A 12,519-nucleotide genomic window follows, 5' to 3' on the forward strand; every position below is an offset into this window, starting at 1 on the left:
CGAAAAGGCGGATTTGATTTTTTGTATTGATGGCATAAGGTGTTGCCCGAGCTGGTATCACATTGGGGGAATCATGTGGCCCTAGACCTATCGTCATTGACATTGGTGACAGTCCTGATTTTGGCTGTGTCGACCTTTGTGCTGGCGGCACATTGGGTGGCGAACTTCAGCTTTGCGGGTTTGGGACGGATTGCGGTCGGCATGGGCATGGCAACCGCGGGGGTCGTCATCTTCATGATGGCGGCGGGACCATCCAAGCCGCTTGGGATTCTCCTTGGGGATCTCCTGATATTGATGGGGCACCTGTGGTTCTGGTTGGGCATAGCGGATTATTGGAAAGAACGGTCCCGGCGTCTGACGTATCTCGCCGGCTTCATCATGGTCTTTGCCATCATCATACTGGTGAACAACGTGATGCAGGGTGGCACGCCGGAAAACCGGGCGGCACTGTATTCTTTCTTTGTGGCGGTCTTTTCGACCGGGGCTGCGCTTTCGGTCGTGCAGGCCCTTGGTGGGCGGGTCGGCCTTTATAAGGGCATCATCAAACGCAAGACCATCGGCACAAGCACCATTGCCGGCGTATTTTTCGCCCACGCTGCTTTCAATGTGTATCGCGGTATCGTTCTGCAGTCGATGACAGCTCCGGGGCCGGGGGGTGACCAATCGGCTCTTGCATCGATAACGCAAATCGAAGGGACGCTGTTCGCGCTTGCGCTGACGGTTTCGATGATTGTCTCAACGGCAGAACGGGTTCAGGCGGACCTTCGCATTCAGGCCATGATGGACCCGCTGACGCACGCGCTGAACAGGCGCGCCTTCATGACGGTGATCAAGACAGTGCTGGCGCGGTCCCGCCGTCTCAGTGAGCCTGTTTCGTTGATCATGATGGATATTGATAAATTCAAGCGGATCAACCTGAAGCACGGACACCTGGTGGGGGATGCTATCCTCAGGCAGTTTGCCGATGGCGTCATGGAAGGCCGTCGGGCGCAAGATGTATTCTGCCGCTTTGGCGGTGAGGAATTTGTGCTCTTGCTGCCTGGCACGTCGGAAGAGGGCGCAGAGCTGGTTGCCCACCGAGTTCGGGACGCCGTAACCGGCTACCCATTCCAATATGGCAAGAAGGATATCAGCCTGACAGTCAGCTTCGGTGTAACCACAGCGCGCGGCGATGATCTACTGCCGGACAGCATACTGGACGCGGCCTACAAGGCACTGCGCGAAGCCCAAAAAGAAGGCAGGAACCAGATTGAGGTGTCAGGCAGCGGGAGCGTGAAGCCTGGATAACGCAAGGGTGACGGCAAATAAAAACGGCCCGGATCATTGATCGCGGGCCGTTTCTTTATTCTAGAGCCATGTGGTGGCTAGAGCTTTTCCACCAGCAGGCTGCCGATTGAATAGCCCGCGCCGAAGGAGCAGATGATGCCCTTGTCGCCGACTTTCATGTCGCGGTGGTTTTCATGGAAGGCCACGATGGAGCCCGCGCCTGCCGTGTTGCCATACTGGTCCAGCACCGTTGGGGCTTCGTGCTCCTCCGGTTCGCGGCCAAGCAGCTTCTTGGCGGCATACATATTCATGTTGATGTTTGCCTGGTGCAGCCACATACGGCTGAGGTCTTCAACTTTCAGGCCGGCATCCTCAAGCTGGCTGGAGATAAACTCGGTCACCAGTGGCAGCAGTTCCTTGAACACCTTGCGGCCTTCCTGCATGAAGAACATGTCCTTGCGTAGCAGGCTGTCGTCGTCAAGGCGGGTCATTGGGCCATAATGTGTACGGATGTTCGAGGAGAACTGGGTCTCGGCCTTGGTGCCGGTCACTTTCCAGAGGTCATCGCCCTTGGCAACCGACGCGTCTTCAAGCACAACGGCTGAGGCGATATCGCCAAAGATAAAGTGGCTGTCGCGGTCGCGGAAGTTCACCATGGTGGAGAAGATTTCCGGGTTCACCATCAGCACGCGCTTTGCGGTGCCGGATTTGATGGCATTCACGCCTGCGATCAGGCCGTAAGTGGCGCTGGAGCAGCCCATCACCATATCAAGGGCACTGCCCTTTGTGCCCAGGTGCTTCTGTACTTCGATCCCGATGGCCGGGAAGAAGCGCTGCACTACTGCGGCCGAACAGATGATCTGGTCAATGTCTTCAGGTTCCAGGCCGGCGTTTTTTATAGCCTCCTTGGCTGCTTCAATCGCCATGTGGGCCTGGAAGCAGGGGCGCTCGTCGTCGCCGTGGCCGCCTTCCGGCATTTTGGACATCATGCGGTCGAGGTCCATCACGCCCTCAACATCCACCAGGTGGCGGGCTTTGATGCCGGAAGCCTTCTCGATGAACTCAGCACTGGAATGCTGCTTGGCTGGGATCAGGCCGGCGTCGATATCGGCCTTGTTGCGGGCGTTGAAATCGTCAACATATTCGTTGAACGTCTTGACGAGTTCCTCGTTGGTGATTTTGTGCGGCGGCACATACAGACCCGTTCCCGAAATTACTACATCAACCATACCAAACAGTTCCTTGTTTTTCCGCCTTGCCTTACGCCGATTTGTGACAGGCTTGTTACATTGGGCGCATAGATATACTGCCTTTTTCCCCAACATCCAACCAATCATTCCGGGAATATCTGCCATGCAAAAAATGGCTTAGTTTTCTGTAGGATAGCGCTTGGGGCTATGCTACCAAACGGATATGTCGATTTGGGGTAAAATTATTGGTGCTGCAGCTGGGCTGGCCTTGGGCGGGCCCATAGGGGCCCTTTTAGGCGTTGCGGCAGGCGCCGCGGTGGACGCCGGCGTCGCGAACCGAACGGCCGATCCTGACGCCACAAAACAGATCACCTTCACCATTGGCGTGATTGCGCTGGCTGCCAAAATGGCCAAGGCCGATGGGCGCGTGACCCGCGAGGAAGTGGACGCCTTCAAGCAGGTGTTCCGTGTGCCCCCCGAAGAAATGGCAAATGTTGGCCGGGTGTTCGATATGGCGCGCCGGTCCACCACCGGCTTCGATGCCTACGCCAAGCAGATCGCCAGTCTGATGCATGATAATCGCCCGGTGTTGGCCGACCTTCTGGAGGCGCTGTTTTTCATTGCGAAATCCGATGGTGAAGTACACCCCAATGAACTCAATTATATCCGCGCTGTAGCAAAGATCTTCGGCTACCGGCAGGCGGAAATTGAGGCGCTGGTGCACCGGCATGTCGGGGCGGACCCGGATTGTCCATACAGCGTGTTGGGGGTTGACCCCGGCATTGACGATGCGGCGCTGAAGTCCCACTACCGCAAGCTGGTGCGGGATAACCACCCTGACCGCCTTATTGCAGCGGGTGTGCCGAACGATTTCATTGCGGTCGCAACCCGTCGGGCTGCGGAAATCAACGTGGCTTACGACAAGATCAAGGCCATGCGAAACAGTGCCGGGACGCGCACGGAGCAACGCGCATGAGGACCCGGGATATCCTGTTGGTCATTCTGGTGACCCTGGTTTGGGGACTGAACTTCATCGCCGTGAAATGGGCAGTTGAGGACCTGCCACCCCTGGTGGCTAATGCCACCCGCTTCATTGTGGTCGTGGTCGTTCTGCTGCCATTCCTGAAGATTGTGCCGGGCCGTATGAAAGACCTGGCCATAGCTGCCGTCAGCCTGGGGGTCATCCACTTTGGTGCGGTGTTCATGGGCATGCAGCTCGCAGGCGGTGTTGGCGCGGTGGCGATTGCTTCGCAGCTGAATGTGCCCTTTTCTACCATCCTGGCAATCATCGTTTTGCATGAAACCGTTGGCTGGAAGCGGGTGGTTGGTATTGCGCTCAGCTTCGCGGGAGTTCTGGTGCTGGGGTTTGATCCAAATGTATTCGCCTATTGGGACGCGCTTCTGATCATCGTGTTTGCCGCCTTCATGTATTCTGTGTCGGCTGTATTGATGCGGCGGCTCAAGGAGGTGCGCGCCGTAACCACCCAGGCCTGGGTGGGTGTGGCTGGCATTCTGGGGTCTGCCGTCCTGTCATCAATCTTTGAAACCGGGCAGTTCGAGGCCCTTGCCAACACTGGCACAAAGGCCTGGATTGCCGTTGTTTACACGGGTATAGGGGCATCTGTTATTGGCCATGGTGGGGCGAACTATCTGCTTCGTAGATATGAAGTTTCCGTGGTGTCGCCATACTTCCTGATGATGCCGGTTTTTGCTGTAGGCGGCGGCATCCTGATCCTGGGCGAGGAGTTCACCTGGCGTATGGCCGTGGGCGCAGCGCTGACGCTATTGGGTGTGATGGTTGTTACGCTCCGCAATAGTGCGCGCGCCAAGTCGCTGGCGGTGGCGGAGATCAAGCCTGCAACAGAGGAAGCGAAGGGCTGAACAGATGATGAAGGTCATCGAACATCCTTCTCCAAACTGGAACGAGCGCCCCGGTGGGCAATCCCCGGATATGGTAGTGATACATTATACCGGGATGCGGACGGGGACCGAGGCGCTGGAGCGCTTGTGTGACCCAAAGGCCGAAGTGTCCGCCCATTATCTGATTGAAGAAGATGGCCGTATTTTCCGCATGGTGCCTGACGACAAGCGCGCGTGGCATGCTGGCGTGTCATCCTGGCAGGGACGCGAGAACCTGAATCATTATTCCATTGGCATCGAGCTTGTTAACCCGGGACACGAGTTTGGCTACCGCGAATTTCCGGGTCGGCAAATTTCTTCGCTGCTGGACCTTCTAACAGACTTAAAAAAGAGGCATACTATCCCCGTGGCGCATTTCATCGGGCATAGCGATATCGCGCCTGACAGAAAAACCGATCCAGGCGAGCTGTTTCCCTGGAAACTGCTGGCCAAAAATGGGTTTGGTTTATGGTCAGATGCCGATGGAAGCGACACCGAAGCTATCGCACGGCGTGGGGACACCGGCGATATAGTTGGTAACCTTAACAAACAATTAGGTATCGTCGGATATCCTTTGAATCACACCGGAAGTTTTGACGCTGCCACTGAATCTATCATCCGTGCCTTTCAGGCACATTGGCGACCCGAAACAGTATCTGGGTGCTTTGACAAGGGAACAGCCGCCAGGCTTGCCGACATTGTCAGTCAGATACGCATAAATGGGGAACGTTTATGAAGAAACTGCTCTTTTCCACCTTCCTGACAGCAATTGCGATGCCAGCTCTGGCACAGAATGACTCTGTTTCTACTGAGCACCGACCGAACGAGCACACCATGGCATGCCTTGAGGCGCCAACGCGGGACTGTGCCTTCACATCAGCGCTCCAGACAGTGATCGGTGAAGAGTTCGGGATCGAGCGCGCAAAGGTGTTGATCGGTGTGGCTCGCGCTATGATCGAAACCGGGCAAAAGGATCAGGCGATCCAAACCCTGATGCTGGCGCTGGATGAAGCAAGGTCGGTTCGCCTGACATTGGTAACCCAGGAAAAAATTACAGTCATCGCACCGCTCCTGGCACGCGCCGGGGACGGAGCAGGCGCGCTTGCGCTTGCTGAAGAATTACAAAATGACGGTATTCGTGACGCTGTGCTGGCAAAAATTTCGGAAGAAGCCATTTCAGCGGGAAAGCTGGCAGATGCTCGAGTTGCTCTGGGGCAGATGTCCAACCAGGTAAAAGCTTTTTGGCGTGAGCTGTCGCTGTTGCCGCGGGCACCGCGTGAGGCCCTGGCCACTGTTGATATTGCCGGTCTGGAAACCAAAGTGCGTGCAATTGAGGTTCCAGATCAAAGGTATCAGGGCATGGTGCAACTGGCTATCCTCGCTGACCGCATGGGGCGCCCAGGCGACCGAAACGCTTATCTTGCAGAAGCGGATGAGCTGTTCAGCTCAGTTGTCGGTATTTCATCCCGTGCCACCATCGCGGCCCAGCGCGCCCGCAGCATGTTCGAAGCGGGCATGAATGAAGCATTCGTTCAGGAAAGCTATGAACTGGCTCTCTTGCATGGCGGGCGTGTCAGGAACACCATGGGCTTGGTCGATTTTGCCAAGAAGGTTGGTGTGATTGAGGCTGCACGCGGCGACTTGGAAACTGCCCTGTCTCGGCTTGAATTCTTCATCGCGGTGGACGAAAAAGCGCAATATCTGGCGTCTCTAAGGGCTGGCTCTAACCAGAGCATTTTCGCTGCAGAGATGCGCGAGCTACTCAATGAAGTGGGAGAGCTTCAGGGCGCGTATGAGCGAGACCTGGTGCGATTGACGCTTCTTGAAGGGGCGCTTGGCAATTCTGATATGTATCTGGCCCGCCATGTGGTTGAAGCCATGGAAGATGATGATAACCAGGCGCTGGCCCTCGCGTTGATGGCGCCGCTTCTGGAATAGGTTTCGGGGCAATCTTGCCTGAGTATAGAAAAAGGCCGGTCCATTTGGGCCGGCCTTTTCCGTTTGGTGCGTCTTGTTTAACGTCAGGTCTCGGTCGACGCACTCACCGGAACCTGTGGTTCTCCACCTGGGGCTGTCACTGGCTTGTAGCGCGTGATCCACAGGAAGGCCGCGGGGGCGAAATAGAAGCTCACGATCATGGACAGGAATGCACCGCCTGCAATGGCCACAGCAAAGGGTGGCCAGAAGGCGCCGCCGGCCAGAATAAGCGGCGTGAAGCCGCCCACTGTCGTGATGGTGGTGGAAACAATATGTCGCCCGGTGCTCATCACACCTTCAACCACTGCGTCAGCGTCGCCGGCGCGGGCCGCTTCCCTGCCTCTCAGCTCAGACTGGATCACGATTGTAGCGTTGATCGCGAGGCCCACAAGGCCCATCAGGCCGAAGATCACCACGAAGCTGAGCGGGAAGTTGAAGAACCAAAGCGAAAACAAGCCAAGTCCGGCAGCCTGAACCGCCGCGGCAAAAGTTACGAATGCCATGCGGAAACTGTTGAAGGTCAGCACAATGGCCAGCAACATCAGCACCATCAACAAGCCCACAGTGCCGAACAGTTTGGTCATGGCCTCATCGCGTTTTTCCGACTCGCCACCGAATTCGATTTTGTATCCCGGTGGGATCTCAAGGTGCTCCTTCTCAAGCGTCTTCTTTAGCGCTTTGAACGCTGTATCAGGCAGCACGCCAAAATCCAGGTAGGCCTGAACTTTGTTCATGCGGACGCCATCATGGTGCTCGATCGTACCAACCTTGGTAGTCAGCTCCACGTCTGCAACGGCAGAAACGGGCAGGTCTGTGAGCCCCCGGGATGTTGTGCCCTGGACGGGCCGACCGATCAGGCTCATGTTGGCGATGGAGCTGATATTGGACCAATTGGCACGGTCTGCGATCAGGCGTACCGGTACCTGCTGGGTTTCCTCGATGACATGGGTTGCCACGATGCCGCCGGTGAGCGCCTGCAATTGGGCCTCCACCTGGCTGAGCGTCAGGCCGGTAACCGATACATCGTCCTCCCGTGCCTTCACGTTGATCATGGGGCGACCGGCCTTCAGCGTGGTTTTGGTGAAGGTCACGTTCGGCAGGCGGCTGATTATGGCGCGCATGTCTTCGCCCAGGCTTTCGAGAACGGCCAAATCCGGCCCCTGGATACGGACCTCAAGCGGGGCGGCAATCGGTGGGCCGGTGCCTAGTTCGCGCACCAGCACCGTGGCTTCCGGCAACAACAGCGTCAGTTCATCCTGAAGGCGCGGGATAAGGCCTGGGATCTGGTCGAAATCCTCAACCGTGACCACAGCTTCCGCGGCATTCACCAGGCCATCGTTCCGGGCCATCATGCTGTAATAGAATTTCGCGGCCCGCGTGCCGATAAACCAGTGGGTCGTCTGGATTTCAGGGTTGGTGCGCAGGTCCCGGTCAAGCTGCTCAACCACACGGCGGGTCTCTTCAATGGATGTCTGCGCCGGCATCTGAATCTCGACCCGGAACTGGTTCCGGTCGCTTGTCGGGAAAAACTGCTCTGTCAGTTGACCTGCCAGGAGGAAGCCAAGCATGGGGATCGCTGTTGCGAGGACCATTGAGCGAACAGGACGTTTTACCGACCATTCCAGGCTTTTGCGGAAGGGAACGGAAAGGGCTTTCCCTTCAATGCCGTCACGCCACCAGACACGCTTGATTGGCCCGGCATTTGGCGCCCGCCCTTCGACCACGCGCCCGGCGACAGCCGAGATGATGGTGAAGGCAATCACATAGGAGGCGATCAAGGACGCAATCACTGCGGCAGGCACACCGATCAGGAAATCGCCCGCATTGCCCGGCATCAGCACGAGCGGCATGAAGGCGATGATGGTTGTGAGTGTGGACCCCATCAGAGGTAGCCAAAGCTTGCGTACCGTTTTGGCCACCGCAACTGATCGGCGCTCGCCCATGAGGCGCAGGTGCTGGATCTCGTCCGTGATCACGATGGCGTTGTCCACCATGATCCCAAGCGCCACGATTAGGCCAGTAACCAGGACCTGTTCGATCCTCAGGCCCATGGCGTCCGTGATGGCGAGGGATGCCAGCAGGGTCAGAGGCAGGATAGACGCGGATACCAGCGAGGCGCGCCAACCAAGGGAGACCAGAAGTACGAGTAGCACCACCAGTGCGCCTTCCGCCAGATTACCCATCAGACCGTGCAGGCGCTCGTCAGCGTAAACGCGCTGGTCGAAAATGCGTTCCAGATGCACACTTGAGGGCAGGGTTTCCTCAAATGTGCCCAGAAGGGTACCCAGCTGTTCGGACCAGGCATCGATGCGGTAGTCTTCGAACATGCGCGCTGCAATCACCACGCCATAGTGGCCGTCCAGATAGGTCAGGCGGCTGGGCGGATTCTCGAATGCGCGTTCTACCATCGCCACGTCTCCGAGCCTGAGGCTCGCGCCCGATGCATCAAGCCCGAGCGGAATGCGGCGGATGCGGTCAAGGCTGTCGAGCGCGCCGGAGACCTGCACCACCATGCGGTTTTTGGCGTCGGACACCACGCCCGCGGCGCCGCGCGCATCGGACCCGCGAATGCGGGCAGCGACATCTTCCATGGTCAGGCCGTATGCCGCGAGTTCCGCATCATCGATGCTGACGCGGATTTCTTCCTGCGGCAGGCCCAGAACATCCACGAAATCGGTACCGGCCAGGTTCCTGATCTGGCTTTCAATCTCGCGCGCATGGCGGCCAAGAATGGCATAATTGATTGGTGCATCAGCATGCCATGTCAGCGCCATGATGGCGGAGTGGGCATAGATGCGGGTATCGGAAAAATCGGGTGCCAGGGCGCCTGCAGGCAGATCTGTGACCTCAGAGACCTTGTCGCGAAGGCGGGCGGTGATGGGTTTGGCGTCATCGACGCGGTCTTCCAGCTCTACCGTAATCAGCGAAACCCCTGGGTTTGATACGCTCCAGACCTCTTTCACTTCCGGAATTTCGCGCATCTTGCGCTCCAGTTTTTCCGAAATTTCGGCCTCAACCCGCTCGGCGTCCGCGCCGGGATAGAAGGTCGTCACCTGGATTACCCGGCTCTGCATGTGCGGGTCTTCGAGGCGCGGCATGGTATAAAAGCTGTTGAAGCCGGCGATCACGATCAAGAGGAGGATCAGCCAGACCACGCGCGGGTGGTTATAGAGGGAACCTTTCATCTGTCGCCTCCCTTAACCGCGCGGCGCAGGATTGGAAGGCAGGATGGTCACCCGTTGGCCTGGGGCCAGGCGCTCGATCCCGTCGGCAATAACGCGGTCACCATCTGAAATGGTGCCGGTGACAAAGACCCGATTGTCGTCTGTATAGAGAATTTGGACATTTTCAAACCGCACTTGCGGGCCATCAGGGCCGTCCACAATCTTGTAGACGCGCCAAAGCCCACGCACGTCAGACGATAGGGCGCGAAGCGGCAACCATGAGCCTTCAGCTTCCTGCCAATCCCTGACCACAGCCGTTACAAGTTCGCCGCGGGCGGCCGTGCCGGACGGTAAGTCGAAGGTGACCATCATGGTACGGGTCTGGCCTTCAATGGCGGGTACGACCGAGCGGAGTGCAGCACCACTGATGACATTGCGGCGACCATCGCGTAGTTCAATTGGTGCCCCCGTTTTGGCTGCTTCAGCATACTGCGGCGGCATGCCGATATGGGCTTCCATTCGGTTGTTCTCTGATATCTCAAGAATAGCGGTGCCAGCCCCCACAACGGTGCCTTCGTCCAGGAAGCGGGCAGTGATAATGCCGCTGAAAGGAGCTGTCATGTGGGATTTCGCCAGGTCCACATCGAGTGCGCTGATCGCCGCTTCCAGGCGTTTTTCATTGGCGCGCAGGGAAATGGCGTTTGCTTCGGCTTCATCCAGTCGCTGGGCCGAAGAATGGCCCTGGCTATAGGTTTCCTGGGCGCGCCCCAATGTCCGCTCTGCCAGATCAAGCCGGGCTTTCACTTCTTCGCGCTCCGCCAACAACTGCGCACGCTGGGCTTCGAGCCGGGCGGTATCCAGCGCGGCGAGCGTGTCGCCTTTTTTTACGGCTGTGCCCAGGTCAACATGAATGGCGCTGACGCTGCCGCCAAGCTCAAACGCCATCTGGCTGATGCGGCCAGGGACGGCGCGGCCGGTGAATGTCCGTTTGGCGTGATAGCCATGCTCCAGCGTGACTTCAGTGGTGCGGACGGGCAGGGACCGGCTTTTGCCGCTTTCCGGAACGCTCTGCGCTGTGATGCGGGCAGCGAGAATGCTGCTGAATACACCCACAGCAGCCAGGATTCCGACTGCCTTGAAAATTTTCCCACGCTGTACTGTCATGTTGTGTCCTGCTGTCGCCACTCGGGCGTTTTCTTCTGCGGGCCAGCTTGGCCTGACTTTTCTGCTTGTATATATAAACTGGACTGTATAGTCTAGTAAATTATCGAAACAATGGTTCCGTAACGTAAATTTGTTGCCGCTGCGTTTGTTGGCTTGCATATAAGGCATTGTGTTTGATATTTGTAGACTTGTGAGTCTAAAAAATATGCATAGCTGACTTGTCAGAAATTTGCATGTTGGTGAGGGACAGGCTATGGAAGGCCCCCTTGGATCGTGAATTCGGAACAGAAATAAAGGCTGAAAAACGTGTCGAATACTGCAGTTGCACATCAGGACGCTGAAGACGAGAACAAGCCCGCACGCGGTCGTCCGCGTGACGTGGAGAAGAACAGCGCGATCATTGATGCGGCAAGTCAGCTGTTTCTGGAAAACGGTTTTGACGGCACCAGCATGGATGAAGTGGCCAAAAGGGCCGGTGTTTCCAAGCAAACTGTTTACAGCCATTTCTCGTCGAAAGAGCAGCTTTTTGCGGACTCGATCCACATCACCATTGAGAAATATTTCCCGGACCAGGCCCTGCAGGGGCTTGAGACTCATACGCTGGAGGGTGATCTGACGGTTGTGGCAACCAAGTTTGCCCGCTTGCTCATGAGCCAGGATGCCATGGCGATGCACAGGGTGCTGGTGGCAGCCGCGGGGCGCGGGCCTGCGCTTGCAAAAATCTTCTGGGAAGCGGGTCCTGCAGAAATGATCGTCAAGCTTTCAGCCTTCCTGAAGGTCTGGGTCGACCGAGGCGAGCTGGATATCGATGATCTTGAAAAGGCTGCCGGGCGGCTGGTCTCCCTGCTGAAGGGCAAGCTGCATTTTGAAATGTCGATTGGCTTGTTCGATAGTGTCAGCGACGACGTGCTGAAGGCTCATGTTGACGATGTGGTGGACTGTTTCCTGCAGCTTTACCGCAAGAAATAGCACCGGCAATTTCAGTCGACCCAATAAAAAAGCCACTCGTTCGAGTGGCTTTTGTCATTTCCGACCTGGAGACAGGAGGATGCCGAGCTATTCAGTCCCGTCCGTTGACTCCATGCCGGCGCCTTTCAGGTTCTCGCTCGAGTAGCGGGCATTGTCGCTGTCGCCTTTCAGTGTGGAAGGCAGTGATTCTACCTGTGCTTCCGTCCGTGGGCCAAGCACTGTGTCGAACACGATTTCGTCGCCATCGCTGGAGCAGGCCGCCAAGGCAAACAGGGCTACAGCCGGGATCAGTTTTTTCATGTTTATATCCTCAATCATGATTTGAGGCGGACTTTGCCCTAAAATTATGGCGTCTTCAAGCCCGCGTGTATGCTTATTTTCTTGACCCCGGAGGGTGCGAGTGGTTCAGTGCCGCCCGGCAGATGGCTGGATGGCCGCCGCTACCTCAGGGTAGGGGAGGAAAGTCCGGGCTCCACAGAAACACGGTGCCGGTTAATGGCCGGCGAGGGCGACCTCAGGGAAAGTGCCACAGAAAGCAAACCGCCTATGCCCGAATGGGCAGGTAAGGATGAAAGGGTGCGGTAAGAGCGCACCGCGGTCCTGGTAACAGGACTGGCAGGGTAAACCCCACCGGGAGCAAGACCAATAGGGATGGTTGCCTTAAGTGGCAGGCGGGTTTCTGCGCCACCGTCCGGGTCGGTTGCTTGAGCGGCATGGCAACATGTCGCCTAGAGGAATGGTCATCACCAGTTTACTGGTACAGAACCCGGCTTACACGCCATCTGCCACTATTTTCCTTGTTATAGTGTTGCATAAAATTACTGTTTTACGATAATTTATCGCGCCCTGTGCACGGTTTGTCGCAAAGGATTGTGATTTGTCGCTGGCTT

10 protein-coding genes and 1 other RNA gene are annotated in these 12,519 nt (G+C 57.1%); 7 read left to right on the top strand and 4 right to left on the bottom strand.

All coding sequences use genetic code 11. From position 1 onward, the window contains the following. The first annotated feature begins 75 nt into the window (after positions 1–75). A complete protein-coding gene (locus tag B3Z17_RS00285; RefSeq protein ID WP_286828075.1) occupies positions 76–1,287 on the top strand; it encodes a GGDEF domain-containing protein in 1,212 nt (403 codons plus the stop codon). Positions 1,288–1,364: 77 nt separating this feature from the next. On the opposite strand, the gene B3Z17_RS00290 is transcribed toward B3Z17_RS00285, so the two are convergent. After that, positions 1,365–2,495, bottom strand: coding sequence for a beta-ketoacyl-ACP synthase III (locus tag B3Z17_RS00290; RefSeq protein ID WP_286828076.1), 1,131 nt, complete (start codon positions 2,493–2,495; stop codon positions 1,365–1,367). A gap of 184 nt (positions 2,496–2,679) precedes the next feature. Between B3Z17_RS00290 and B3Z17_RS00295 the strand changes: the two genes are divergently transcribed. Genes B3Z17_RS00295 through B3Z17_RS00310 form a run of 4 tightly spaced genes read left to right on the top strand, consistent with a single transcriptional unit; the run spans position 2,680 to position 6,293 of the window. Further along, complete coding sequence (locus tag B3Z17_RS00295) at positions 2,680–3,432, top strand: molecular chaperone DjiA (protein WP_068304807.1); 753 nt, start codon at positions 2,680–2,682, stop codon at positions 3,430–3,432. Next, positions 3,429–4,337, top strand: a complete 909-nt coding sequence (locus B3Z17_RS00300; protein WP_286828077.1) for a DMT family transporter — start codon at positions 3,429–3,431, stop codon at positions 4,335–4,337. The genes B3Z17_RS00295 and B3Z17_RS00300 overlap by 4 nt, the downstream gene beginning before the upstream one ends. Before the next feature lie 4 nt (positions 4,338–4,341). After that, complete coding sequence (locus tag B3Z17_RS00305) at positions 4,342–5,091, top strand: N-acetylmuramoyl-L-alanine amidase (protein WP_286828078.1); 750 nt, start codon at positions 4,342–4,344, stop codon at positions 5,089–5,091. Further along, positions 5,088–6,293 (top strand): hypothetical protein, encoded by a 1,206-nt coding sequence (locus B3Z17_RS00310; protein WP_068304813.1) that lies wholly within the window; start codon positions 5,088–5,090, stop codon positions 6,291–6,293. Before B3Z17_RS00305 ends, B3Z17_RS00310 begins: the two co-directional genes overlap by 4 nt. An 83-nt stretch (positions 6,294–6,376) precedes the next feature. Here the strand turns inward: B3Z17_RS00310 and B3Z17_RS00315 are convergent, their stop codons facing one another. After that, positions 6,377–9,517 carry an efflux RND transporter permease subunit gene (locus B3Z17_RS00315; RefSeq protein WP_286828079.1) on the bottom strand — a complete coding sequence of 1,047 codons (3,141 nt, stop codon included), beginning with the start codon at positions 9,515–9,517 and terminating at the stop codon, positions 6,377–6,379. Between the two features lie 12 nt (positions 9,518–9,529). Beyond that, on the bottom strand, positions 9,530–10,660 hold the full coding sequence (locus B3Z17_RS00320; RefSeq protein ID WP_286828080.1) for an efflux RND transporter periplasmic adaptor subunit: 1,131 nt from the start codon (positions 10,658–10,660) through the stop codon (positions 9,530–9,532). A 306-nt stretch (positions 10,661–10,966) separates the two neighbouring features. Between B3Z17_RS00320 and B3Z17_RS00325 the strand changes: the two genes are divergently transcribed. Further along, positions 10,967–11,629, top strand: coding sequence for a TetR/AcrR family transcriptional regulator (locus B3Z17_RS00325; RefSeq protein ID WP_068304821.1), 663 nt, complete (start codon positions 10,967–10,969; stop codon positions 11,627–11,629). Between the two features lie 87 nt (positions 11,630–11,716). Here the strand turns inward: B3Z17_RS00325 and B3Z17_RS00330 are convergent, their stop codons facing one another. After that, complete coding sequence (locus B3Z17_RS00330) at positions 11,717–11,929, bottom strand: hypothetical protein (protein WP_068304824.1); 213 nt, start codon at positions 11,927–11,929, stop codon at positions 11,717–11,719. A 118-nt stretch (positions 11,930–12,047) separates the two neighbouring features. Here B3Z17_RS00330 and rnpB point away from each other — a divergent pair. Next, positions 12,048–12,419: RNase P RNA component class A (rnpB, locus tag B3Z17_RS00335), an RNA gene on the top strand. The last annotated feature ends 100 nt before the right edge of the window (positions 12,420–12,519 follow it).

This window comes from Kordiimonas sp. UBA4487 (assembly GCF_002389025.1).
Classification (GTDB): domain Bacteria; phylum Pseudomonadota; class Alphaproteobacteria; order Sphingomonadales; family Kordiimonadaceae; genus Kordiimonas; species Kordiimonas lacus.